At 69.3% G+C, this 22,252-nt stretch carries 26 protein-coding genes and 1 pseudogene; 13 read left to right on the top strand and 14 right to left on the bottom strand.

Annotated features, from left to right (window positions below; all coding sequences use genetic code 11):
• Nucleotides 1-14: 14 nt before the first annotated feature.
• Together JNO44_RS33390 and JNO44_RS33385 are read right to left on the bottom strand one after the other, a co-directional pair.
• A complete protein-coding gene (locus JNO44_RS33390; protein WP_205367599.1) occupies nucleotides 15-848 on the bottom strand; it encodes an alpha/beta fold hydrolase in 834 nt (277 codons plus the stop codon).
• Nucleotides 849-1,064: 216 nt separating this feature from the next.
• The gene (locus JNO44_RS33385) at nucleotides 1,065-1,805 is read right to left on the bottom strand and encodes a class I SAM-dependent methyltransferase (protein WP_205367598.1); all 741 of its coding nucleotides are present in this window, start codon (nucleotides 1,803-1,805) and stop codon (nucleotides 1,065-1,067) included.
• A 387-nt stretch (nucleotides 1,806-2,192) separates the two neighbouring features.
• Here JNO44_RS33385 and JNO44_RS33380 point away from each other — a divergent pair, with 387 nt between their 5' ends.
• Both JNO44_RS33380 and JNO44_RS33375 read left to right on the top strand, forming a co-directional pair.
• A complete protein-coding gene (locus JNO44_RS33380; protein WP_205367597.1) occupies nucleotides 2,193-2,675 on the top strand; it encodes a VOC family protein in 483 nt (160 codons plus the stop codon).
• A gap of 214 nt (nucleotides 2,676-2,889) precedes the next feature.
• Nucleotides 2,890-3,381, top strand: coding sequence for a hypothetical protein (locus JNO44_RS33375; protein WP_240167768.1), 492 nt, complete (start codon nucleotides 2,890-2,892; stop codon nucleotides 3,379-3,381).
• Here JNO44_RS33375 and JNO44_RS33370 read toward each other — a convergent pair.
• Entirely contained in the window at nucleotides 3,311-3,928 is a 618-nt protein-coding gene (locus JNO44_RS33370; protein ID WP_240167767.1) for a TIGR03086 family metal-binding protein, read from the bottom strand. The two genes, JNO44_RS33375 and JNO44_RS33370, sit on opposite strands and share 71 nt — an antisense overlap.
• Before the next feature lie 320 nt (nucleotides 3,929-4,248).
• Here JNO44_RS33370 and JNO44_RS33365 point away from each other — a divergent pair, with 320 nt between their 5' ends.
• The 4 genes from JNO44_RS33365 to JNO44_RS33350 all read left to right on the top strand — a co-directional run bounded on the left by JNO44_RS33365 (nucleotide 4,249) and on the right by JNO44_RS33350 (nucleotide 6,476).
• Nucleotides 4,249-4,599, top strand: a complete 351-nt coding sequence (locus JNO44_RS33365; RefSeq protein WP_205367594.1) for a VOC family protein — start codon at nucleotides 4,249-4,251, stop codon at nucleotides 4,597-4,599.
• Nucleotides 4,600-4,811: 212 nt separating this feature from the next.
• Nucleotides 4,812-5,180, top strand: coding sequence for a DUF1330 domain-containing protein (locus JNO44_RS33360; protein WP_205367593.1), 369 nt, complete (start codon nucleotides 4,812-4,814; stop codon nucleotides 5,178-5,180).
• A gap of 157 nt (nucleotides 5,181-5,337) precedes the next feature.
• Nucleotides 5,338-6,192 carry a hypothetical protein gene (locus JNO44_RS33355; protein WP_205367592.1) on the top strand — a complete coding sequence of 285 codons (855 nt, stop codon included), beginning with the start codon at nucleotides 5,338-5,340 and terminating at the stop codon, nucleotides 6,190-6,192.
• Nucleotides 6,193-6,308: 116 nt separating this feature from the next.
• Nucleotides 6,309-6,476, top strand: a complete 168-nt coding sequence (locus JNO44_RS33350; protein WP_205367591.1) for a hypothetical protein — start codon at nucleotides 6,309-6,311, stop codon at nucleotides 6,474-6,476.
• Nucleotides 6,477-6,497: 21 nt separating this feature from the next.
• Here the strand turns inward: JNO44_RS33350 and JNO44_RS33345 are convergent, their stop codons facing one another.
• Nucleotides 6,498-7,931 (bottom strand): transcriptional regulator, encoded by a 1,434-nt coding sequence (locus tag JNO44_RS33345; protein ID WP_205367590.1) that lies wholly within the window; start codon nucleotides 7,929-7,931, stop codon nucleotides 6,498-6,500.
• A 198-nt stretch (nucleotides 7,932-8,129) separates the two neighbouring features.
• On the opposite strand from JNO44_RS33345, the gene JNO44_RS33340 reads away from it, so the two are divergent.
• The 5 genes from JNO44_RS33340 (at nucleotide 8,130) to JNO44_RS33320 (ending at nucleotide 12,756) form a co-directional block, all read left to right on the top strand.
• On the top strand, nucleotides 8,130-8,840 hold the full coding sequence (locus tag JNO44_RS33340) for a DUF4232 domain-containing protein (RefSeq protein ID WP_205367589.1): 711 nt from the start codon (nucleotides 8,130-8,132) through the stop codon (nucleotides 8,838-8,840).
• Between the two features lie 541 nt (nucleotides 8,841-9,381).
• Entirely contained in the window at nucleotides 9,382-10,494 is a 1,113-nt protein-coding gene (locus JNO44_RS33335; protein WP_205367588.1) for an acyltransferase family protein, read from the top strand.
• A gap of 76 nt (nucleotides 10,495-10,570) precedes the next feature.
• Nucleotides 10,571-11,788 carry a cytochrome P450 gene (locus JNO44_RS33330; protein WP_205367586.1) on the top strand — a complete coding sequence of 406 codons (1,218 nt, stop codon included), beginning with the start codon at nucleotides 10,571-10,573 and terminating at the stop codon, nucleotides 11,786-11,788.
• Nucleotides 11,789-11,926: 138 nt separating this feature from the next.
• Nucleotides 11,927-12,145 carry an LLM class flavin-dependent oxidoreductase gene (locus tag JNO44_RS33325; protein ID WP_275695817.1) on the top strand — a complete coding sequence of 73 codons (219 nt, stop codon included), beginning with the start codon at nucleotides 11,927-11,929 and terminating at the stop codon, nucleotides 12,143-12,145.
• Nucleotides 12,109-12,756 (top strand): LLM class flavin-dependent oxidoreductase, encoded by a 648-nt coding sequence (locus JNO44_RS33320; RefSeq protein WP_205367581.1) that lies wholly within the window; start codon nucleotides 12,109-12,111, stop codon nucleotides 12,754-12,756. Before JNO44_RS33325 ends, JNO44_RS33320 begins: the two co-directional genes overlap by 37 nt.
• A gap of 90 nt (nucleotides 12,757-12,846) precedes the next feature.
• Here the strand turns inward: JNO44_RS33320 and JNO44_RS33315 are convergent, their stop codons facing one another.
• Nucleotides 12,847-13,611 carry an SDR family NAD(P)-dependent oxidoreductase gene (locus JNO44_RS33315; protein WP_205367579.1) on the bottom strand — a complete coding sequence of 255 codons (765 nt, stop codon included), beginning with the start codon at nucleotides 13,609-13,611 and terminating at the stop codon, nucleotides 12,847-12,849.
• 639 nt (nucleotides 13,612-14,250) lie between these two features.
• Between JNO44_RS33315 and JNO44_RS33310 the strand changes: the two genes are divergently transcribed.
• The gene (locus JNO44_RS33310; RefSeq protein ID WP_205367578.1) at nucleotides 14,251-14,784 is read left to right on the top strand and encodes a GNAT family N-acetyltransferase; all 534 of its coding nucleotides are present in this window, start codon (nucleotides 14,251-14,253) and stop codon (nucleotides 14,782-14,784) included.
• Nucleotides 14,785-14,795: 11 nt separating this feature from the next.
• On the opposite strand, the gene JNO44_RS33305 is transcribed toward JNO44_RS33310, so the two are convergent.
• The 7 genes and pseudogenes from JNO44_RS33305 to JNO44_RS33280 all read right to left on the bottom strand — a co-directional run bounded on the left by JNO44_RS33305 (nucleotide 14,796) and on the right by JNO44_RS33280 (nucleotide 20,261).
• Nucleotides 14,796-15,545 carry a maleylpyruvate isomerase family mycothiol-dependent enzyme gene (locus tag JNO44_RS33305; RefSeq protein WP_205367577.1) on the bottom strand — a complete coding sequence of 250 codons (750 nt, stop codon included), beginning with the start codon at nucleotides 15,543-15,545 and terminating at the stop codon, nucleotides 14,796-14,798.
• Between the two features lie 18 nt (nucleotides 15,546-15,563).
• A pseudogene (locus JNO44_RS45270) lies at nucleotides 15,564-15,757 on the bottom strand (hypothetical protein); the annotation flags it as partial.
• A gap of 41 nt (nucleotides 15,758-15,798) precedes the next feature.
• On the bottom strand, nucleotides 15,799-16,089 hold the full coding sequence (locus JNO44_RS33300; protein WP_205367576.1) for a cupin domain-containing protein: 291 nt from the start codon (nucleotides 16,087-16,089) through the stop codon (nucleotides 15,799-15,801).
• Nucleotides 16,090-16,286: 197 nt separating this feature from the next.
• Nucleotides 16,287-16,922, bottom strand: coding sequence for a ribosome-inactivating family protein (locus JNO44_RS33295; protein ID WP_205367575.1), 636 nt, complete (start codon nucleotides 16,920-16,922; stop codon nucleotides 16,287-16,289).
• Between the two features lie 81 nt (nucleotides 16,923-17,003).
• Nucleotides 17,004-17,660: a response regulator gene (locus JNO44_RS33290; RefSeq protein WP_443033120.1), complete on the bottom strand. Its 657-nt coding sequence runs from the start codon at nucleotides 17,658-17,660 to the stop codon at nucleotides 17,004-17,006.
• A complete protein-coding gene (locus JNO44_RS33285) occupies nucleotides 17,657-18,871 on the bottom strand; it encodes a sensor histidine kinase (protein WP_205367573.1) in 1,215 nt (404 codons plus the stop codon). Before JNO44_RS33285 ends, JNO44_RS33290 begins: the two co-directional genes overlap by 4 nt.
• A gap of 361 nt (nucleotides 18,872-19,232) precedes the next feature.
• Nucleotides 19,233-20,261, bottom strand: a complete 1,029-nt coding sequence (locus JNO44_RS33280; RefSeq protein WP_205367572.1) for an amidohydrolase family protein — start codon at nucleotides 20,259-20,261, stop codon at nucleotides 19,233-19,235.
• Between the two features lie 94 nt (nucleotides 20,262-20,355).
• Between JNO44_RS33280 and JNO44_RS33275 the strand changes: the two genes are divergently transcribed.
• Nucleotides 20,356-20,946 carry a TetR/AcrR family transcriptional regulator gene (locus JNO44_RS33275; protein ID WP_205367571.1) on the top strand — a complete coding sequence of 197 codons (591 nt, stop codon included), beginning with the start codon at nucleotides 20,356-20,358 and terminating at the stop codon, nucleotides 20,944-20,946.
• A 196-nt stretch (nucleotides 20,947-21,142) separates the two neighbouring features.
• On the opposite strand, the gene JNO44_RS33270 is transcribed toward JNO44_RS33275, so the two are convergent.
• Nucleotides 21,143-21,592 (bottom strand): 2-thiouracil desulfurase family protein, encoded by a 450-nt coding sequence (locus JNO44_RS33270; protein WP_205367569.1) that lies wholly within the window; start codon nucleotides 21,590-21,592, stop codon nucleotides 21,143-21,145.
• 106 nt (nucleotides 21,593-21,698) lie between these two features.
• Entirely contained in the window at nucleotides 21,699-22,088 is a 390-nt protein-coding gene (locus JNO44_RS33265) for a VOC family protein (RefSeq protein ID WP_189861440.1), read from the bottom strand.
• Between the last annotated feature and the right edge of the window lie 164 nt (nucleotides 22,089-22,252).

Genomic DNA, 22,252 nt, shown 5'->3' with positions numbered 1-22,252 from the left:
GCGCGTCGGCTGGTTCACCCATCGACTGCGAGGAACTCCAGTACCGCTGCGGTGAGTTCGGCCGGGGCGTCCTCCTGGACCAGGTGACCGGCGCCGGGGATGAGTCGCAAGATGGCTCCGGGAATGGCGGAGGTGAGCTCCCGGCTCCTGGCCACGGGGATCCATGTGTCGTCCTCGCCCCAACACACCAGCACGGGCAGGGCGATCTCCCCGTACCGATCCTGGATCTCGTCGGTGAAGCGCTGGTCGGCCTGGGCGATCTGCCGGTAGAAGGCGGGTTGGCCTTGTTCGCCCAGCCACGGCGCGACAAGCCTGTCCCTCGTCGCCGGGTGCAGGCCCGGGTGGCTCGCGGAGGCGATGTACTCCTGCACCAGGGCCCTGTGCAGGGCCGGCGGCAACTGTGCGAACACCTCGCTGTGGTCGCCGACGAGTCGGAAGAACGGTGAACCCCAGGGAGCCAGCGCGACAGGGTCCACGAGGACCAGTCGACGGTACCGGGCGTCGTGCAACAGGTGGGCACGCAGCGCGACAGCTCCGCCGAAGTCATGCGCGACGACCAGAGGTTCCGCCAGACCCCAGTGGTCCAGCAGGTCCCGGAAGATCCGGCCCTGGGCGGCCAACGACACGTCCTGTCCTTCGTACTTCTCTGACGATCCATAGCCGGGCATGTCCCACACGAACACGCGAAACCGCTGGGCCAGCGACCGCGCGACTGCACGCCAGACGTACGAGGAGAAGGGCGTGCCGTGCAGGAGCACCACCGGTGGGGCCGACGGATCGCCGAGCGCCTCCCAGCTCACCTTGCCCGAACGACTTGCGAAGGTCCGGCTCAACTGCCAATCCCGCACGGGTTCCCTCTCTCCTGTCATCACCAAATCAGTGCTTTGCACCTTACTGGCGAGGGGAGTGCCGGTCCAGGAGCGGATCGCCGACGAGACGTTCCTCTCGGGGTCGAGAGCCGTGGAATTCCGGAGAACTCGGCCCGTGCCTGGCAACGGCCCGGCCTCCGTTCGGGCGAGGCGCGGAGGCCGGGGCGCCGGGGCGCCGGGCCGACCGGTCGGTCGTCAGGCGCGGCAGCGCAGCATCTCCAGCGGAGGGTTGGCAAGGAAGTCCGCCCAGAAGTCCGCACCGAACTTGCGCATACCGGCGTCGGACACCTCCAACGGGACCCAGGCCAACTCGCTGAATCCGGCGGCCTGCAGACACTCCTCATAGACCTCGCGGCGCGGGCAGGCGGTGACGAACGAGATCGGCGGGTCGAGCAGCGCCGTGATCCGCACTCGCGGCCCGGTCTCGGCCTCCTCGTCCGTCGGCTCGCTGAGGAACCCGTACTTGCCCATGGACGGCCCGTCGAAGCGGTAGTCGGGTGTCTGGTTGAGCATGAAGAACTCGGCGCCGGGTGTCAGGTTGCGGTGCACGTTGCGGCACATCCGCTCCATGGCGGCGACGTCGTCCGCGTAGTTGAGCAGTTGGACCGCCGTGGCGATGTCGAAGCGCCGCCCGAGGGGTCGCAGTACGGACACATCACCCACGTCATAGCGCACACCCAGCGGGTCGCGCTCCTCCAACTCCCGTGCCGCCGCGACCATTTCACCGGAGATGTCGATTCCGAGCACCTCCGTGGCGCCACGCCGCTTGAACTCCCGGCTGTAGAAGCCGGTGCCGGAGGCCAGGTCGAGGACCGACTTGCCGCGCACGTCCCCGACCATGGCCAGGAAGCCGGGCACCTCCGCGTAGTGCGCCAGCGGCAGGGACTTGAAGCCCTCGAACGCCTCACCGATCTCGTCGTACTGCTGCACGCCCATCGTGCGGTCCTCCCGTTTGCCTCGTCATGTCCTTGGCCCCGGCCTCCCGATCCCCGGGACCCGCCGCAGCCTTTGGCGGGCAGTCTTCCCGCACCCCGACAGAGCGTCGTACTGGCAGAAACAACAAAGATGCGGATGTTGTCCCGGCCTCGTGTACGAGGGGGCGTTCGGGCTCGACCGGATGAGGGACGACCGTCCATTGGGACATTCGCCGACCTATTGGGCTCCTGGCGTCGAGGTGTCTGGCGGGGCCGCGTCCGCCGAGCGGAGCGGGGCGGCGCTGTCCGTTGCACAGCCCGATCGGTGGCGGGCGTGTGGCCCTGCGCGACGTCCGTTTCAGAAGGATCTTCAGAAGGTTCCGTGGAAGATGAAGGAGGAGGAGCCATCGTGGGCTTCATGGATCCGGGCAATGTCGTCTGGTTCGAGATCAGGACTGCAGTCGGTCAGGCCGTCAAGGACTTCTACGGCGCGTTGCTCGGCTGGGACTTCGCAGTCGACCCCGACTCGTCGGTGGGCGCAGTCACCTACACGCGGATCATGGCGCCGGGCCTGCCGTTCCCTATGGGAGCGATCTACGACAACGCCGACAGCCCCGAGGAGGCGTTGAACGTCTCGATCGTCTCGGCGGACGTCGGCGCCGACCAGGAGCGGCTGGAGAAGCTGGGCCGGCCCGTGCCCGGCTCCTATGCCTGGTTCGAGGTCGGCACCACCGACGCCGAGGCGACCGCGGACTTCTACCGGCAGGCGTTCGGCTGGCGGTGCACGCTGGACGAATCCGCCGGCGGCAAGCCGTACCACAACGTCTTCACCGGCAACCAGTGGCCGTCGGGCGGGTGGACGACCTGGGTGCGGACGTCGTCGACTACCTGATGCCCGATTTCCTGGTCACCGACGTGCCGGCCGTCACCGCCAGGGCCGTCGAGCTGACATGGACCGGCGTTCGAAGGCGACTTCGACCTGGTCGACATCTGCCTGCCGTCGCCGTTGCACGCCCAGTACGCGCCGCGGGCGCTGGACGTGGGCAAGCACGCGCTGGTCGAGCTGCCGTTGGCCGGGAACATGGACGACGCCCGACGCCCGACGCGTGGCCGAAGCCGCCGGACGCGAGGGCACGCAGGTGTTCGTGGGCATGTTCGAGCAGTTCATCCCGGCCAACCAGGCCCTGTTCGACGCCGTCCGCACGGGCATCTACGGCCGCCTGGAGCAGCTGACACTGTGGAACTGGACCGCCCACCTGTGGCCAGGCGTCTCGCTCGGGCTCAGGACGCTTCCGCTGGAGGACATGCACAGCGACATGGACATCATCACGCGCACCCTCGGCCGGCCGCGCAGCATCGACGTCACCACGGTCGCGCGCGACGGCGACAGTGCCGCGATCGAGGCGATGTTGGGCTTCGACGGAGCGTTCGCCCGCGACTGGGGGCTGCGACCTCCCATGGCGAGGAGACCACGCGACCATTCACGACCTGCTGCACCGGTGCACCAGAGGCTGCCAGTACACGACCTCAGCGACCGGATGCGGGCAGCCTTCCCATCCTGTACAGCAGACGCGACTGGAGAGAGGCGTCGCGAGTGAGCGCACCCTCGGGGGCGGCGAAGAACCGATGGGTCGTTTCAGCAGCGGTGGGCGTTTCCGCCAGGCCGGCATAGATGTCCTCCAGATGCTCATCGATCCAGATGACGAGGCCGGCGTCGAGAGCGTCGTCCAAGTCGACGGCCCGTGCGAGATCCCAAGTGTGGACCGTGGTGTCGGTGGTCCTCACAGCGAGTGCCTGCTGCCCGGTCACCGGGCCCAAGGGATAGTCCAGAACCTGCTGCAGAGCGCCTGCCTGGCCGAACGCCCGGGCCAGCTCCTGGACAGACCGGATGTAGGCGTCCAGCGGATCCGAACCCAGTGCGTCAACGTCCCGTAGCCGCAGGAACTCCGCGCTGTCGCCACCGTGCAGCAGACGCAGGTAATTGCGGTTCCCCCGCGCCACGTGGTTGGTCAACTGACGCACATTCCACTCCGTGCAAGGGGTCGGCCAGGTCCACTGTTCGGCTCGTACGGATCGGAGCTTCCGCTCGAACTCGCGGCTGGACAGGAGGAAGCGATCGATGAGCCCGTCAAAAGCATTGGTCACGCGATCCAGCATGCTGGCCGTAGGCGGTCGAGGCTGGCGGGTAGCGGACGGCGAGGTGAAGCGCTTCGATGTCAGCACCGCCGTGTCGGCACCGATCGGGCCGACTGCCCCATCGTGAAGGCAACCGCAGGTGTGCTGATCGGTGGGTGGCGCTCCCGCCGCGCGTCCAAGGCTCGCCCACACAGACCGCAATCGGCGCAGTGCGCGACTGTCGGCCAACTCAGGCGTCGTGTCATCGCGGCCAAAGCGCCGTCTCGCAGCCGGGCGTGCCAGGATGCGATGGACACGACCGCCAGCACGTCGACGGGCAGGAGTCAGCCATGATCAGTGGTGCGCATGTCATCCTCTACAGCCAGGACGCCGAGGCAGACCGTGTCTTCATCCGTGACGTTCTTGGCTTTCGCGGTGTCGACGCAGGCGGTGGCTGGCTCATCTTCAAGCTGCCCCCGGCGGAGGTGGCCGTGCACCCGACCGAGGGCCCGCCCCAGCACGAGCTCTCTCTGATGTGCGATGACCTCGATTCCCAGCTCCGCGAGTTCCGCGAGCGGGGCGTTGAGATCGCCCGTCCGGTCAGCGAACAGCGCTGGGGCAAACTGACGGCGATCCGGCTCCCCAGCGGGGCCGAACTGCCGCTGTACGAGCCGCTCCATCCCCTCGCTCATAGCCTGTGACCGCACCGCACCGCACCGCACCACATGCATCGCACCGCACCACATGCATCGCACCGCACCACATGCATCGCACCGCATCCGGGCTCCAGCAGCGGTGGTGGGTTTCGGTAGTGGGTTTACCTCGGAGGTAATCGCCGCGAGTCGGAGCGCGCGGCTACCTTCGGGTCGGTCGTCCCTCACGGGGTCGCAGACAACCGGCAAAGGAACCCGCCATGCCCGCATATGGCTTCGCGCATCTGCGCAGCCGCCGCCATCACCCCGACATCGTGGAATACTTGGAGCGTATCCAGGCCACGCTCGACCCCTTCCACGGGCGCTTCGTCATCCACGGTCCGCCGGCCGAGGTGGTGGAGGGTGCCTGGCCCGGCAGTATGGTGCTGATCGAGTTTCCCGACCTGGCCACGGCGCATGCCTGGTATGCGTCCCCCGCCTACCAGGAAATCCTGAGCCTTCGGACCGATCACATCGAAGGGGACGTGCTGCTGATCGAGGGCGTTGGGCCCGGGTACGACCCGCGCGAGCGCGCGGCGAAGCTTCGGGCGGGGGAGGCGCGGCCGGGCGGCGACGGCACGGAAGCGTGAGGTGAACGGAACGCCGCCGGAAGTGCGCCGTGCACCTCAATTCCGCCCGAACGGAACCGCCGCTGCCGGTGCTGCGTGATCATGAAACATGGTCAAAAAAACCGAAGCGTGGCGAATAGCCGTCCATCTTGCCGCGGTGGGAGTAGTGGGCTGCGCCTTGACCGCTGCCCAGTTCCAGGTCGTCCTGGTTGCGTTCTTCGGCGACAGCATGCTCGTGGCGATCGCCGTCTTCATCGTCGTGGCAGCTCTCGTCGTCAGCCTCCTCGCGGGCTTCGCCGTTGCCGCCGCCCCGTTCGTACCGCTCGCCCGCCGGAAGCGCGGTCGCTGGGTCTGGGCAGCGGGCGTCTACGCCTTCGGAACCGTCGCCACCATGGGAGCCGCGGCGCTGGAACCGTCATCGGGCGGGCTCAGTCACAGTCTTCTGCTCTTTCCTTGGGGCGGAGTGTGCTACGCGCTCGCCGCGGCGTTCTTCCTCCCGAGCATTCGCACGCGGCTGGCAACCCTCGGCGTCACCGTCGCCGTGGCCGCCGGCATCGGCTACGACGCCTGGGCCGCCGCGCAACCCCCCACACTCGACGCCTGGCTCACCGCCAACCGCGTGGACCGGGCACTCCTGCGCGTCGGCGAACCGCCCACCGGCTACACCCTGCGCATCGACGGAGCCGGCGAGCACACCTTCGGCACCGGGTACGAACGACCAGGCGCCCCCGGCCTCCACCTGGCCGTGGAACACCCGGGTCAGGACACCCGTCGCACCGACGCCGACGGCTGCCCCGTTCCGATCGGCGAAACGATCCAGTGCACCGACGACGGCAACGGCCGCCAACTCATCACGCACAAAGGCCCCTATGAAAGGCAGGAACTCCGTCTGCGTCAGGCCGGCCTGATCCACACCGTCACCCTCGCAGGCCACCCCGCCGACCTGCCTGCTGCCCGCCGGATCCTCGCGACGCTCCGACCGGCAACCGACGCGGAACTCACCCCGCTTCTCACCCTGCCCATGGGGCGGTGACCACCCCGTCCCCCCCCGTCGGCCCGAGCCCCGTACCCACCAGTCGGTCGCCGGGCATCCATCAGGATGAGTGCGGCGGCCTGCCAAGGGACCGGGCCAGGAGGAAGGGGAAACCAATGGGCACCTTCGAGGCGGGACAGCACCAGGCCGTCGGCGCCGCCCGCGCACAGGTCCTCGCCATGCAACGCTCCGGGCCGTTCGCCGATGCCGGTTCCTGGGCGTCCTGGCGATGGGAGTCGGCCTGGTCCGCCCCGCTCCTGCCGCCCGGTCGCCCAACCCAGTGATGGCCACGGCCGGCAACCGGGCTATGTCTCCCGTCTGATCCATTCGCTGCCGCCCAGCGGGTAGTCGTAGCCGGGGCGTCCGGCGTCGGCGCTGGTGCGGAACGGGGCGCCGTTGTCGTTGATGTGCACGGTGCCGTGGCGGTCGCCGCTGGACCAGTCCAGGGTGAGGTCCCAGCGGACGTCGTGCGCCTTGGTGCGGGCGCTGATGTAGAAGACCTCCGGGTCGGACTCGCTGGTCTTGTAGGGGAAGTTGCGCTGGCCGTTCTTGACGGTGACGGTGGGGCTGCCGTTGTCGAGGTCGATGTCGAATGACTTGGTGTCGACGTTGCCGCCGCATCCGACGCCCATCGAGTAGTCGTTCCACGGGAGCGGGGCGCCCTTCGTGATGACGCGCACATGCAGCGCCTCCAGGACGACGGTCTCCTTCCCGGTGCCCTGCACGGTGAGCGCGACGAGCTGCTGTCCCGAGGAGACCGCACCGTATGCGGTGGCCCACCGGGGCGCGTCCTGTTCGCCGGCGGGCGGGCCCACCTGTGCGGGCTCGCTGTCGACGAGGAAGTGTTGGCCGCACGGGCTGTCGTAGACGTAGGGGCGGGTGGCGACGTGGACCGCCGCGTCGCCGGTGCGCTCGACCGCGCCCCCGCCGCCGTGGGCGGCGGACTTCGATGCCGAGGGGTGGGACGTGGCTTCCGACGCCGAGGCGGAGGGTTCGCCGCTCTTCGCGCTCTGGGACGGGGAAGGGGAGGCCGCCGCGGACGGCCGCTTGTCGTCCGCTCGCACCGAACCGGGACCGATGCCGGCGACCCCGGCGGCCCTCTCGTCACCGCCCCCGCCTGCGGAGGACGACAGATTCACGGCGAGCACGACGGTTCCCAGCACGGCGGCCGCGGCGATGGCGGCGATGAGCGCGGTGCGGCGCCGACGGGGCCGCGGGGGAGCGGACGGGACGGTGCCGCTGACGACCGGTTCGTCGCTTCCGGCGGGTTGGCGGAGCTCGCCGTCCACGGGCGACGACGCGGTCCCGTCCGCTGCCTCGGGCGGCCCGTCACCCGAATCGGCAGTGCTCTGAGGACGGTCCCCGGTGTCGGGTGTGGAGGCGTCAGGCGTCGGCGCTTCCTCGGGCTGTTCGGTCCCCACGCCGCGCGCCGCACGGCCCGGCCCCGATCCCTTACGTCCCCGCGCCGCATCCGCCAGAATCCACTGCCGGTGCAGCTCTACCAGTTCCTCGGGGGTCGCCCGGCACACCCGGGCGAGCCGCTCGACCGGGGCGTAATCGGTCGGCACTGCGCTGCCGTTGCAGTACCGGTGCAGTGTCGACGTGCTCATGTGCAGTCGCTTGGACAGTGCCCCGTAGCTCAGTCCCGAGCGTTCCTTGAGCCCCCGCAGCAGCGCCGCGAACGCGTCCCCGTCCCCGGCGGTCCCCGTCGCTTCCGTGGCCCCTGTCGCCCCTGACACCGCTTCTCCCCTTCCCCATGCGGCCCGGCGCGTCCCATTCCCGCGTTCCAGGCCCCTCACGTTCCCCCTGGTCACAGCCCGTTTCCGTGTTCCAGCGTCCCCAATTGCCCGGCATTCGTGGCGGTTGGGACGGATCACTCCACAAGCTTCTGCCATCCAAGCACCACACCCACCGCATCACCGAAGGGGCTCGGCCACATGTCCAGCATCCGCAACTCCCGCACTCGCCTGTTGACCGCCGCCGCCACCGGCGTGCTCGCCGTCCTCTCCCTGACGGCGTGCAACGACGGCTCGGGCGTCCGCAGGGAGAGCGCGGCCGCGAACGCCTCCGCCACCGCGTCGACTTCCGCCGCCACCTCGTCGGGCTCCTCCTCCCACGACGACGCACGAACCGCGCCCGCCGGTTCGCAGCGGACCGACCACACGCCCGAGCGGAAGACCCCCGCGGCGTCGGGGAACGGCAGGACCGGCACCGTCGGCAAGGCCGTCACGTGCCAGGGCTCCAACACCAAGACGGTCGCGGCCCTCCTCAACCGCCCTGTGAACCACATGCTGCTCACGGTCACCAACACCGGCAGCCGCACCTGCTACCTCTACGGCTATCCGGCCGTCCGCTTCGGCGCGGCCCAGTCAGTGCCGCCGGTCATCGAGGCGTCCCAGCCGCAGGCCGTCGTCACCCTCAAGCCGGGCGAGTCCGGCTACGCCTCGGTGAGCCTGTCGGCGACCGACGGCAGCGGCGCCCACGGCAGGACGGAGAAGTCCCTGGCCGTCTACTTCCACGGCCCCTCCGGCAATGAGAGCGTCGGCGCGGCTGCCCACCCCGCACTGCCCGCCAAGGGGGTCTACATCGACGACTCCCTCAACGCCACCTACTGGCAGCAGTCGATGGACGACGCAGTCCGCTGGTGACACCGCCGCCGACACGGCACACCCGCCCACCGCCACCCACCACCAGGTCAACACACCACCGGTTTCCCGTAGATGGCCGGTGCTCTCGGGTGGGCGACCCCGCCTCAGCTGCGGCATGAGCGTCGGCGCAGCCGCTGCTGAGGCATCCGGCGCCCGGTTCACCCCGTGCGATGTTTGGCCAGTCCAGCCATGCGCGGGCTGGTTCTGCCCCTGCTCAGGACAGTCTCCGTCCCGCCGCCCCCGGGCCGGCGGTCTCAAATGGCCGGTTGACCTGGGAAGTTGCCCTTGTGGGGGCATCGGTGAGTTTGGCCGGATGGTGACCGGTGCGGAGGCTGATCCCTTTCCGGTCGGTGCGGTCGAGGGACGTTTTCAGGGGCTCGGGGGGTGGGTGAGCAGGCCGAAATCCTTCTGTCCGGAGTCCTTTGATTTTCAGATCGATAGGTTCAGGGGCTATAAACAGGGGCCGTAAAGCTGAAGGGCAAGGGTTATGCAGACGTGGGAACCGCCGGCTCGCCCGAGTCGCCTTCCGTCATTGACCGGTATGCGGTTCATCGCGGCCTTCGCCGTGCTGGTCTCGCATCTGGCCGGTCAAATCGCCGGACCGACGCACCCTGACCTGTCGAATCTGCTCACGACCCTCGGGCCGGTCGGAGTGGCCTTCTTCTTCGTCCTCAGCGGGTTCATTCTCACCTGGGTCGCCGATCCGAATGACACCGCCCGACTGTTCTGGCGTCGGCGCCTGGTGAAGATTGTGCCGAACCATGTGACGACTTTCGCGGCCACCGTGGTGTTGATGGCCGTCGCCGGCGTGCCGATCATGGTGATCAACACGATCCCGACGCTGCTGCTGATCGAGCCTTGGATTCCCAATTTTGACGCCCTGGGTGGATTGACCGGCATCAACGTGCCGAGTTGGACCCTCGGCTGTGAGATGGTCTTCTATTTCGCCTTCCCCTGGCTGTTCCATTTCATCAGGCGTATACGCCCCTCACGGTTGTGGTCGTGGGCGATGGTCGTCGGCGCGGCGATCGTCGCTGTCCCGTTCATTGCCCTGTTGTTGCCGGAGCAGCCGGTCACCTCGTGGGACCCGACGGTTCCGGAGCTGCAGTCCTGGTTCGCCTACAGCCTTCCCATCACCCGGATGCTGGAATTCGTGCTCGGCATCCTGATGGCCCGCATCGTGATGACGGGAAAATGGATCCGCCTGGGCATGGCGCCGGCACTCATTCTCACGATCCTCTGTGTGGTGGTCCAATCCCTCCTCCCGGGCGTATTCCGCCTCTGTGCGGGGCCGACCGCGTTCGCGCTCGCCCTGGTGATCGCGGAAGGAGCCGGCGCCGATATGCGCGCCGCGCGAACACTTTTGAGCGGCCGCATGATGGTGTGGCTGGGAGAGATTTCGTTCGCCCTCTATCTGGTGCACTACCTCGTGATCCAGTACGGCCCGATCGATGGCGTGCACGCCACGGGCCAGGCAATGACCGCATCCCTGTCGACGAGACTGATCCATATTCTGCTCACCGTCGTGATCAGCATCGCCCTCGCAGCGGTCCTCTACACGGTGGTCGAACGCCCCGCAGTCCGGCGTTTCAGCCGCCCGACCAGCAGGCACGACGAGCCGACCGCAGCCCCCGACATGGTCGACAGGCAGTGACGTTCCGCCACTCGGCAGGTTGCTGCGACCCATTGATGTGATGCATGTCCCTCCCGTCGGCCTGGAGCTGTCCCACATGACGAACACCCGCGTTTCCCGCGGTACCGAAGTCCTCGAATTCCCGGTCACCCGGCCGGATTCCCGCCCCTTCGACCCCGACGAGACCTACACCCGGCTGCGTGCCGAGGCGCCCGTGACGCCGGTCCGCTGCCCGGCCGGGATGGACGCCTGGCTGGTCAGCCGGTACGACGACATCCGCAGCGTGCTCGCGGATCCGCGGATGAGCTCCCGCGGCGCCGGCTCGATGCACATGTTGCCGTCCTACGACATGCGCGACCCGTTGCCCGGCTCGATGATCCAGCTGGACGGCGAGGAGCACACGCGGCTGCGGCGGTTGCTGATCGGCGAGTTCACCGTGCGGCGGATGGAGGCCCTGCGGCCGTACATCCAAAAGATCGCCGACCAGCAGGTCGACGCGATGCTCGCCGGATCGGGCGCCGACCTGGTGCGGGACTTCGCGTTGCCGATCCCCTCGCTGGTGATCTGCGAGTTGCTCGGTGTGCCCTACGACGATCATGCGGCGTTCCAACGCGACAGCGAGGTCCTGATGGGCTTCGAGGCGGACGCGGCCACCCGCGACGCGGCCAGCCGGCGGCTGGAGCACTACCTCGGCGAGCTGATCGAACAACGGCTCGTCGAGCCACGGGACGACCTGCTGAGCCGTCTGATCGCCCGCGGCAATGCGACCGAACGGCCGCTGACCGTACAGGAGTTGACCGTACTCGGCGTGTTGCTGCTGGTCGCCGGGCATGAGACCACCGCCAACATGATGACGCTGAGCACAGTGGCGCTGTTGCAGAGTCCGGAGCGCAGGGCGGCGCTGCTCGGCGCGCCGGACGCGGCCGGCGCCGCGGTGGAGGAACTGCTGCGCTATGTGTCGGTGATTCAGTTCGGGCTGTTCCGATACGCCACCGAGGACGTCACCGTCGGCGGCACCACGGTGCAGGCGGGGGAGTGGGTGGTCGCCGCGATCCCCTCCGGCAACCGGGACGCGAGCGTGTTCACGGCCCCGGACACCATCGATCTCGGCCGGCAGGCCCGTAGACATCTGGCCTTCGGCTTCGGCGCGCACCAGTGCATCGGTCAGCAGCTGGCCCGGATCCAGTTGCAGGTCGCGCTGACCACGCTGCTGCGCCGCGTTCCCGGGCTGCGGCTGGCGAGGCCGTTGGCACCGTCGGAGTTCAAGCGCAACGACATCGTCTACGGCCTGCGGAGCATGCCGGTCGTCTGGTGAGGACCCGACCGGGCCGGCGCGCAGATGCGCCGGCGCGATGTGCGTGTGATGCACATGTGATGCGCAGCCCCTGCGCCCTGCCCTGTGGGTCGGGGCGCGGCGGGTCTCGGGCCCGGCCCGCTGAGCGTGAACCTGGTGATGCGTCACCCCGCGGTGATCGCCTCGTCGATCGCCACGGTCGCAGGCACCGCCCCCGGCCGCACCATGCTGACCTACGGCGCGGGGGTCACGGCCGTCCGGCTGATGGGCCGAAGCCCCGCAACCGTGGCCCGCCTCGCCGACGCGGTCACCCTGACCAGAGAACTCCTGAGGGGGCGGAGGTGGAGGGGCCGGGCGCCGCGCGACGGGCCCAACTGACCCATGCCGCGCCGGTTCCCGTCTGGCATGCAGCCGGCGGGCCGCGCGCGCTGCGGATGGCCGGGCAGGTGGCGGACGGGGTGTTCGTCAGGGTCGGACGCCACCCGGCGAACCTACGGTCGGCCATCGACGCGGTACGGGCAGGGGCGACCCAGGCGGGCCGGAATCCGGACCAGGTCACGATCGGGGCCATCTTCCACACCGTGCTGGACGACGACCTCGAACGCGCCGCCCTGATCAGCCGTTCCATGGCCGCCGGATACTACGAGTACTCGCCTCGACTGTTCGACCCACCCGGCTTCGAGTGGAACGGACCGCCCGTCGAGGAACTCAAAGCAAAATCGTGGCCGGACTTCCACCACGCCGCGGACCTGCGGCAATCCGGCCAGGTGGTGTCCTTCCTCCCGGACGAGGTGGCCGATGCCTTCGCGCTGTACGGGACGCCCACGATGATCACCGGGCAACTGGAGCGGGTGTTCGGGGACGGCCTGCCGATCTCCGTGGCCGTCACGCATCCGATGCCGGCACCGCTGTCGGGCGGCCCGTCACCGTACCTCGACCGTTTCGCCGCCGAGGTGATCCCGCTCCTCCGCGACCGACTCAGCAGCTGACGGCCCCGGCAGGAACCAGGTACGACGCTGGCCCACCGGCCGGCCGACGCCACCTCGTGGCGCCCGGCCCGGAAGGCCCGCTGGGCGTTGCTACAGGTTGACGCCGCCGGTGACGTCGAGCTTGGTACCGGTGATCCAGCGGGCGTCGTCGGAGGCCAGGAAGGCGACCGCGTCGGCGATGTCCGGGACCTGGCCGATCCGGCCGAGGGCGGTCAGGCCGATGTTGCGCTCCATGTTCGCCGGGTCGGCCAGCACTTCGGCGGTCATGTCGGTGTGGGTGAAGCCGACCGCGACGGAATTGACGGTGATGCCACGGGGGCCGAGGTGCTTGGCCAGGGTGTGACTGAACACCTCCAGCGCGCCCTTGGTGAGCGGATACCCGATGCCGTGGGCCGAGGCGATGCGCGTGGAGACGGAGGAGATGTTGATGATCCGGCCGCCGTCGCGCAGCCGTGGCAGCAGCCGTTGGGTGAGGAAGAACGGTGCCTTGACGTTGACCGCGACCATCTGGTCGAACTCCTCAGGGGTGAGGACCTCGATCGGTCGCCCCATGTGGTTGAGACCCGCGTTGTGAACCAGGACGTCGATCGACGATTCCCCGTGCGCGCGAAGTCCGGCCTCCAGGCCCGCCGTGAGGGTGTCCACGTCGTCGGGAACGCCCAGTTCGGCGCCCACGACGAAGGCCCGGCCGCCGGCCGCGGCGATGGCCGCGGCGGTCTCCTCGGCAGCCGCCTCGTTACGGCCGTAGTGCACGGCGACCAGCGCGCCATCCCGGGCCAGGCGTTCGGCGATGCCGCGACCGATGCCTCGGCTGCTGCCGGTGACGAGTGCGATCTTGCCACTGAGGTTTCCCATGCTCACTCCTTGATGGTGTTCGCGGAGCCATCCGAACAACTAAACTTAGCCTTACCTAAGTTGCGTGTCGTTGTCCAGGGTAGATCGACGGACCCTGCGGGGCGCGCACCGTGGGCGACGACTCGCCGCACGACGTACGAAGGCATCGCCCGATGCTCGATCACGGCCCCATGCCCCGTCTCATGAGCTGTCTGGCGCGCGGTCGGAATCCGGAACCGACGAAGCGATGACGGCGGCCCTCCGAGTTGCCTTGCCCCAGCCGAGGCGATGCCCATGGGGGAGGGGAGGGGAGCCGTCATGCTGGTTGTTCTGCATGTCGGTTGTCCTGTACGGGAGATTCACCGGTCGCTCTGGACGACTTCCTGCCCCCGGGAGCCTCACGCCCCGGTGCGCAGGTGTCTCACGACGGTCCGTGAGGCTCCCGCGCACCGCCGCCGCTGCGGCGAATGCGTACCGCCCCGGCGTCCAGATCCACGCGGAAGGGCGGCTCCTCCGTCGGCCTGACGTTCTTGCGCACCCGCTCTTGTCCCAGGGCCCGCTCGGCCACCTGCGCACCAGGAGTGATCTCTTGCGTGAACTCGAAGCCGATGGGCGACAATTGGCACCCGCAACGCTACGAGTTGGAGACGAGGGCAACGCATGCCTGACCACCTCACTCTTCGGCCTGCCCGAGCCGCCGAGGCGGACGCCATCGCCACGATGTGGGGCGAGGCGACGGCGTGGCTCCGCTCCCGTGGAATCGACCAGTGGCAGTACCCGGCGAACCGCGGAACGATCGTGCGTGACATCGAGCGGGGCAACGCCCATGTGGTGCTCGATGGTGCCGTCTACCTGGGGACGATCACCACCGACGAGTGCGCCGATCCCGAATTCTGGCTACCTGCCGATGCCCCGAACGAGGCGCTGTACGTGCACCGGCTGATCGCCCGCCCCCTCGCCCGAGGCGTTTCCCTGGGCAGCGCGATGCTCAACTGGGCGTCGCGGCAAGCGGCGAGGGCCGGCAAGCGCTGGCTCCGTGTCGATGTGTGGAAGACCAACGCTGACCTTGGCCGCTACTACGAGGCACAGGCGTTCTTGAAGGTCCGCACCGTCGATCTGCCGCACCGCCGGTCAGGTGCGCTCTACCAACGGAGAGCGGGAGCGATCGCCGGCGACGGACCCGTGTTGTTCTGAGCGCGTACCGCTCAACTCCAGCCGGGTGCCGGTGGGAGCGGCCAGGCCGGCGGGGAGGGAAGCGGCCGATCCGGCCGGAGGAGCGTGTCGGACCCGCGGCCGCAGAACCAGGCGAGGAGTGCGTGGCCGGGACCGGTGACGGTGGGTCCGGTCGGGGCGAGGGTCCAGGCGCGGTCGAGATCGGTGGCTTCGACGCGTGCGACGGGGAAAGCGCGTGCGGCCAGGGCGGCGACGGTTTCATCGAGTGCCCAAATGACGTATTGGGCAGGCCAGTTGATGGCGGTGTAGCCGAGGTCCAGATCGACATGATGGGTTTCGAGTTCGCGCCAGGCACGGTGGAGGGTGAACCACGCGGGGTGTCGCCAGCCCGCGAGGGCCGAGACGAGGGTGGGCCAGCGATCGCCGGGCATGGCGCCCGCCTCGTCGAACAGGCAGTTCAGACTGCTACGCAGATCGGCGACGAGTTCGGTGGCATCGCGCTCGGCGCCCTCGCGCAGCGCCCGGTCCAGGGTGGCGGCATCCGCCCGCGGTCCGGGCTCGACGCCGGTGCGGGCCAGCGTGAGCAGCCAATGGTAGGCATCGGCACTGCGGGCGAGGTGGGTGAGGACATGGCCGCGGCTCCAGGTGGGAAGCGCGGAGGGTTCGCGGGCCTTGTGGTCGGTCAACGCATCGAGCGTGGTGGCCAGGCGCGCGGCGGACGCGCGGACGTCGTCGAGAAGTGCGGTGATGCCGGCGCGGTCGATGTCGGTGGTGTGGGTCACGGGCCGGCACTCTACAACTGGCCGGCGAGCGGGTGGACGGCTTCCCCAGGATGCCGTTGACGACAGGATGCCGTTGACGACCTGCGGCGATCTCGCACCGGACGGTTCATCCGCACCGGAGCCGGCAACGGCCCGACCGCCAACCAGGATTCATCGGTCAGCTCATGCCGACGCACCGCGACCAACCCAGTGAGTCGACGAGTTTGCGTCAAGGGTCAGGAAGCCGCCTGCCTCACCTTCCCCGGCCGGGTCCTCAGGGCAGACGGGAGTGCGGGGGTCGGGCGCCGTCCGGAGTGTCGTAGTCGCTGGAGACCAGGAGGAGGACCGCGGCGCGCCTGGTTCCCAGGGAGCGGAGCTTTTGGGGTGTGGTGGCCTTGAAGTAGGCGCAGTCGCCGGGGTCGAGGGCGATGGTGCGCGACGGGAGGATCAGTTCGGCCTGCCCCTCGTGGACGAAGATGAACTCCTCGCCGGGGTGGTCCCGGAACGGGGCGGGGTCGACGGGGCCGCGCGGTACGGTGCGTGCCGCCCGCCCTCGATGACACATCGTGTCCTATAGCGAACAATGCTGCGCCGCGACGTCACCGGCACGCGCCCGGGAGGTCTGACGGCTCGAACTCCCTCCGATCCCTGCACCATCGAGTTCTGTGACGGGAACAGGTGCTGGCCCGGGCGCCGGCCTCTGGGCCGAGGCCGGCTCGCGGGCGTCGCCGGCGGCCGCTCCCGGTGACCGGTTTCTGTACGTCAGAGCTTCGGCGGCGGCTTGATCAGGTAGAGCCGGCGGGCGAGGTCCCGCGCCGTCAGCATCACGTTGGCGCCGTTCCAGCGGTACGGGCGCTGCTGCCCCCACACGGAGCGGTTGCCGCCGCTCGGGTCGGCGGTATGCGCGTCCACGACGACCCCGGAACGATCGTTCCAGTCATGGATCTCCGCCTCGTGGTCGCCCACCGTCCAGTTCTGCCCACCCCGGATGTACTGGGCGATCAGCCCGGGAATCAACTGGAACCGCGACCCTTCGGCCAGGGCTACGGCCAGCCTCTCGACACCGTCCTGCAGTCGGTGGTTGCTCGTGCCGGGGTCGTTGTCGAACAGTTGGCGTACGGCATCCCTCAGGAAACCCCGGCCGACTTGGATGGTGGGGAGGTCGCGATAGGTGACGGGGAAGGGGAAGCGCGACCTTTGGGCGCCCTCGTACACCTCACCCGGGACCATGTCTCTCCCGCCCTCGGTGAACGTGTAGACGATCTGGCGGTCCTCCCCGTGACGCACGTAGAAGCCCAGCAGATAGCTGTCGGACCGGCGGAAGAGACCTCGGACCTGGCGGCCCCCGATGTCGTCGCGCTCGGCGAGCCGTCCGATGTTGATCGACTGGAATGCCAACGTGCTCGGCCCCCTGCTGGAACGCGTCGTGAAGCGAGGGGCGAGCAGCGTGAACGGATCGCTCTGACCGTGACGCACGACCTAGGCGCCGACGATCCCCGCGTCGTGGGCGAGGAGGCCGGCCTGGGTGCGGTTGACGCAGCCCAGTTTGTCCAGCATCCGCGAGACATAGCCCTTGATCGTTGCCTCGGTGAGGTAAAGCCGCGCCGCGATCTGCGCGTTCGACAGGCCCTCGCCGAGACCGGCCAGCACCTGGACCTCCCGTTCGGTCAGCGAGCCGACCAGTTCGCGGGCGCGGTCGCGGGCCGAAAGGTTGTCCGTCGACGCGGCGATGAGCCGGCGGGCGGCAGAGGGCGACAGGACGGTGTGCCCCTGGGCGGCGGTCCGCACCAGACCGATCAGCTCCTCCGGCGGCGTGGACTTCACCAGGAACCCGGTCGCTCCGGCCCGCAGCGCCCGCAGCACGTACTGGTCGGCGTCGAAGGTCGTCAGCACCACGATGTTCGGCGGGTCGGCGAGTTCATGGATGCGCTCGATCGCGGTGAGCCCGTCCATGCCCGGCATACGCAGATCCATCAGGACGACGTCCGGGCGGCTGCGCCGGACCGCCTCGATGCCGGCCGCGCCGTCGTGCGCCTCGTCGACGACCTCGACGTCCGGGGCAGAGCCGAGAATGGTGCGCAGGAACACGCACACCATGGGCTCGTCGTCCACCACCACTACCCGGGCCACGCTCACACCGCCGATTCGGAGGTCGGGACGAACGCGGGCAGCGTCGCCTCGACGCTGAACCCGCCGTCGGAACAGGGTTCGGCACGTAACGTGCCGTGCACAATCTCGATGCGCCGCCGCAGATGCGCGATGCCCAGACCGGAGCCGGTCTCGGCGAGGGCGCTGCGGGGACTGCCGGTCGGCGGCGTGTTGTGGACCATCAAACGCACCTGTGTGTTGTCGTACTTCACTCGCACGTGCACCCTGGCGCCCGGAGCGTGCTTGCGCACATTGGTCAGCGCCTCGCGCAGCACGTGGTAGGCGGTGCGCCCGACCACCGGTGAGGCCAGCGACGGGTCGCCCTCCTCGATCAGCTCGGTCGAGATCCCCACCGCCACGGACTCGGCGACCAGGTCGGCGAAGTCCGCCACCGCCGGTGTCCGGTCGCCCTCCGGTGTGGTCCGCAAGATGCCGACGAGGTCCCGCAGTTCCTCCAGTGCCTGGCAGCCCGCGGTGCGCAACTCCTCCGCCGCTTGCCCGGTCGCCTCGTCCGGTGCGGTCACCTTCAGGGCACCGGCCTGGAGAACCATCAGGCTCACTCGATGGGTGACCACGTCGTGCATCTCGCCGGCGAGCCGGGCACGTTCTTCGGTGCGGGCCTGCTCGGCCACCAGATGACGCTCCCGTTCAGCGCGTTCGGCGCGTTCGACCAGTGCCCGCATCAGCCGGCGGCGGGTGTCGAAGTACAGCGCGAGCAGCGGCCCGACCGCCGTACGCAGCAGCCCGATCGTCATGTTCGTGGTGGACGGGTCCCAGGGGCGCATGACGACGAGGGTGAAGGCGGCGAGCGCGAAGTACGCCGTACGGCGGTTCTGTTGGTAGAGGAGCGGGCCGTAAGCGGCCAGCAGGGTGGAGACAGGGGCCCATACGTTCCCCTGGTGGGCCGATGTCAGCAGGCCCAACGGCGAGTTGAGCAGGGAGATCGCGAGCGTGAACGCGCCGAGCACGCCGACGACCGTCAGCGGGGCGATGCGGCGGACGGCGAGCGAGGCGCAGGCGAGTGCCTGGACGCCCAACATGACCCAGGCAAGGGTGCCGGGGCGGTCGGGCCACCAGGTGGCATCGGCCAGTGTCATACCGGTGTCGAACAGCACGAAGCCGACCGCGATCGTCACGTCCACGGCGAGCCGGTGCCGGCGGTGCCATGGTCGGGCACCCGCCGCTCGGTCGTCCGTCATGACACTCACCGTAGGCCATGCGTCGCGCGGACCTGTGCCGGTGGGTAGCACTGCCTACTTCCGCCTCGGACGGACCCTACGAAAGTTGTATGCCAGGCACGGTGAGCCGGCCTTCGCCGGGTGCGGAACAGGCCGTCCCCGAAGTCGGTCCGCGCTGAGCGGGGCGCGGCGCTCGGACGGGCTTCTCACCAGGCGACGGTCCGCCCCAGGCAGTCGAGGAACTGCCGGCCGGTGCGGCCGTGTTGGGCGTCAACCGTTTGGTGACTGGTGGGAGATGCTCTCGTCGATGATGAGGCGGGCCCAGGCCACGGGACGCCCTGATGAGAAGAACGGTCGTGCGCTCCGACGCCGCGCTCATGCACTACTCCAGGACGGGTGTCGTCTTCTCGTCCGATCCGGACGGGGAGGGGTCCAGGCGGTAGAGCGCCTGGGCATTGGCATGCGCGAGCTTGTGCTGGTCCGCGCGGTCGGGGAGCGTGCCGAGGAAGTCGGCGAGCGTCGCGGCGTCGAGCCGATGGAAGGGGTAGTCGCCGGAGAGCAGGATCCGGTCGATGCTGGTGAAGTCCAACGCGTGACGGAGCAGACGAGGGGTCAGCATGCCGCTGGTCGCGATGTGGATGTTGGTCCGGAAGTACTCGGCGACCCGACGATCGAGGCCGGTTGCGACGTTCGAGAGGCTGTCGACCCGATCAAGGGCGAACAGCAGCATCTCGCCCCAGTGTTCCAGCACGATCTGCAGGTCCGGGTGCCGGTCGAAGGTGCCGCGCAGGATCAGGCGGAGTGCCGCGAGTCCCGCTTCGATGTGCCAACCCCAGCCGAAGGTGGCGAGCGCGAGCTCGACGCTCGGGTCGAACCCGCGATACGAGGCGTCCCTGACCGCATGCGGTGGGATCTGGGGATGGAGGAACACCGGCTGCCCCATGCTGGCGGCGGTCGCGAGCAGTTCGTCGTACGCGGGATCGTCCAACGGGCGGTCGCCGCTGCGGCCGTAGGACATGATCCCGACATGCGCGGGTGCGTTCGCGGTGCGTTGCAGCTCGGCGACGGCGGCATCCGGATCCGACATCGGCAACGTCGTCATCGCCCTCAGGCGCGTCGGATGGCGGTCAACGGCCTCGCTGGCGCGGTCATTTGCCTCGCGGCTCAGCGCGATGGCTTCACGGGGCGGAAGCCCGTGGGTCCCTGGCGGGGCGATGGAGAGGATCTGCAGGTCGATGTCTGCCGCGTCCATCGCCTCGATCCTCTGGTCGCCGATGTCGAGCAGACGCGCGGGGATGTCCCCCCGGTCGTTCAACGCCACGCTCTCGTCGCGCGACCGTGTCGACTGCGCGCGTAAGGCCCGGTCGATTCCCGGAGTGGTCCAGTGTTCCTCGATCGCGATGACTCTCATCATGCTCCTGTGGCGCGTTGCTTCGCCGACTCGTTGGCTCATGTTCTGTTGAGTGAAGTTAGCAGCTTCGCTCAACGGTTGTAGAGTCAATTGCGTGGATGAACCGACGACACGCGCGGCCAAGCGCGCCGCCACCGCCCAACGGATCCTCGAAGCCGCACAGGTCGAGTTCGGCGAACGCGGGCTCGAAGGGACCACCGTGCGCGCCATCGCCCAACGAGCCGGGGTCGACCCCTCCCTCGTCATTCAGCACTACGGCTCCAAGAACGACCTCTTCGCCCTGGCCGCCCGGCTCGACCGCGAAAGCACCGACGACGATGTCGCCGCACACCTCTTCGAGGTCCTCGACGTCCGCCTGGGCGAGCTACCGCCCGAAACCCGGGCCCTCGTACGCTCGATGCTGACCGCGCCGGAGGCGACGAGGGCGATGAAGAACTTCCTCGACGAGCGGGTTGTCAACCTGGCGCGCAGCAGCGACGACGGCGACGCCGAGCTGCGGGCGGCGCTGACCGTCAGCAGCATTCTCGGCCTCACCATCGCGCGGCATTTCCTCGAACTCGACGCACTCGCCGACATTTCCGAGCCGCAGATCGAAACGGTCCTTCGGCCATGGCTCACCGCGGCCCTCGGCGACGACACCGCGCTGCCACCCGCCCCTGATCCACGGACGCGAGCAGAGCCGTAGAGAGATCCTGGAGCCGGGTCGGAGGCAACCCCGGCGACCATATCGACGACGTGGCGCTCGCCCGGCCAACTCGTTGTGGTGGGAGTGGGGTTGCGGTCGGGGGAGGGGGAGGGGGAGGGGGAGGGGGAGGAGGCGTGAGGCGGCAGCGTGGCCAACGTCCGTCGCAGTCGCAGCCGCGCCCCGCCCCGGCCCCTCGTCAGACTCCGGGCGCAGGGCGCACGGTGATCCCGTTCCGCTCGAACAGTGCCGCCGTCACCCCGTCCCCGGGCACCAGCTCGCCGGCGAACGACCCGTCGTACACCGCCCCACGCCCGCACGAGGGACTGCGCGGCATGAGCAGCGCCTCGGTGCAGCCGCCGTTACGCGCCGCCGCGAGTGCGCGGTGTGCCCCGTCGACGAACTGTGCCGTCACATCACGACCCGTGTCCTCGACGACCCTCGCCCTGCCGTCGAGCACGTCGTGCCCGTCGCCGCCCACCAGCTCCGCAGGCCGTCGAGGTGTGGCGAGTCCGCCCGCGACCTCCGGGCAGAAGGAGACGACATCGCGACCTGCCACCGCCTCCTCGATCTCGGACGACGCCTTGTGACGTCCGTCGAACCGGCAGGGCACCCCGCGCAGGCACGCGCTGACCAGGATTGCTTCCATGCCGTCAGGTTAGCCGCCGCGGCACGCCGGCGGCCGATCCGTAGGCGCGCTGGCGGCGGTGTGCTGGCCTCGGGGGTGTCCGATGAATCGCCATGGGCGATGGAGGTCAGGCGTCCTGCGGGTACCAGCGCAGTTCGACGGTGTTGCCGTCCGGGTCCTGTACGTAGAGGGAGAGTGCGGTGCCGCGGGCACCGAAGCGTTCACCGGGGCCGTCCAGCACGGTGAAGACGCCGGAATCGACGACCTGCTGCCAGTCCAGCGGTTCGACCACCAGGCAGATGTGGTCGACGTTGGAGCTGTGCGGTCGTTCGTCGGACGCCTTGATGAGGTCGATGAGGGTGGTGGGGCTCACCCGTACGGACGGGAAGGGGGCCTTGCCGGCGCGCCACTCCTCCACCCGCACCGGTTCCAGCCCCAGCGGACCGGTGTAGAAGGCCAGCGAACGCTCGATGTCGGCGACGTTCAGGACGAGGTGGTCGAAAGCGATCACACGCATGGGTGTCTCCGTGGGTTCGGGCGCCGGGGCGCCGGTGGTGGCATGACGGGTCGACGGTCCCGAACCGCACCAGTCCGGTCCGGGCCGCCGGTGACTGGGCGCTGGTTGCTGGTTGCCGACCGCCCGGTCCGTCGTGGACTTCAGCATCGCCCGGCAGGCAGCCA

The organism is Streptomyces noursei, from assembly GCF_016917755.1.
GTDB classification, from domain to species: Bacteria; Actinomycetota; Actinomycetes; order Streptomycetales; family Streptomycetaceae; genus Streptomyces; species Streptomyces yunnanensis.
Note: the sequence above shows the minus strand (reverse complement) of the source record. Positions and strands in the feature narration are given on the sequence as shown.

What these genes read in the sequence shown, in the direction of transcription:
- JNO44_RS33385 (WP_205367598.1), bottom strand. Translation starts at nt 1,805, where the DNA reads ATGGGCGTGCAGCAGTACGACGAGATCGGTGAGGCGTTCGAGGGCTTC.
- JNO44_RS33365 (WP_205367594.1), top strand. Translation starts at nt 4,249, where the DNA reads ATGATCAGTGGTGCGCATGTCATCCTCTACAGCCAGGACGCCGAGGCA.
- JNO44_RS33360 (WP_205367593.1), top strand. Translation starts at nt 4,812, where the DNA reads ATGCCCGCATATGGCTTCGCGCATCTGCGCAGCCGCCGCCATCACCCC.
- JNO44_RS33350 (WP_205367591.1), top strand. Translation starts at nt 6,309, where the DNA reads ATGGGCACCTTCGAGGCGGGACAGCACCAGGCCGTCGGCGCCGCCCGC.
- JNO44_RS33340 (WP_205367589.1), top strand. Translation starts at nt 8,130, where the DNA reads ATGTCCAGCATCCGCAACTCCCGCACTCGCCTGTTGACCGCCGCCGCC.
- JNO44_RS33335 (WP_205367588.1), top strand. Translation starts at nt 9,382, where the DNA reads ATGCGGTTCATCGCGGCCTTCGCCGTGCTGGTCTCGCATCTGGCCGGT.
- JNO44_RS33330 (WP_205367586.1), top strand. Translation starts at nt 10,571, where the DNA reads ATGACGAACACCCGCGTTTCCCGCGGTACCGAAGTCCTCGAATTCCCG.
- JNO44_RS33325 (WP_275695817.1), top strand. Translation starts at nt 11,927, where the DNA reads ATGCGTCACCCCGCGGTGATCGCCTCGTCGATCGCCACGGTCGCAGGC.
- JNO44_RS33315 (WP_205367579.1), bottom strand. Translation starts at nt 13,611, where the DNA reads ATGGGAAACCTCAGTGGCAAGATCGCACTCGTCACCGGCAGCAGCCGA.
- JNO44_RS33310 (WP_205367578.1), top strand. Translation starts at nt 14,251, where the DNA reads ATGCCTGACCACCTCACTCTTCGGCCTGCCCGAGCCGCCGAGGCGGAC.
- JNO44_RS33300 (WP_205367576.1), bottom strand. Translation starts at nt 16,089, where the DNA reads ATGTGTCATCGAGGGCGGGCGGCACGCACCGTACCGCGCGGCCCCGTC.
- JNO44_RS33285 (WP_205367573.1), bottom strand. Translation starts at nt 18,871, where the DNA reads ATGACGGACGACCGAGCGGCGGGTGCCCGACCATGGCACCGCCGGCAC.
- JNO44_RS33280 (WP_205367572.1), bottom strand. Translation starts at nt 20,261, where the DNA reads ATGAGAGTCATCGCGATCGAGGAACACTGGACCACTCCGGGAATCGAC.
- JNO44_RS33270 (WP_205367569.1), bottom strand. Translation starts at nt 21,592, where the DNA reads ATGGAAGCAATCCTGGTCAGCGCGTGCCTGCGCGGGGTGCCCTGCCGG.
- JNO44_RS33265 (WP_189861440.1), bottom strand. Translation starts at nt 22,088, where the DNA reads ATGCGTGTGATCGCTTTCGACCACCTCGTCCTGAACGTCGCCGACATC.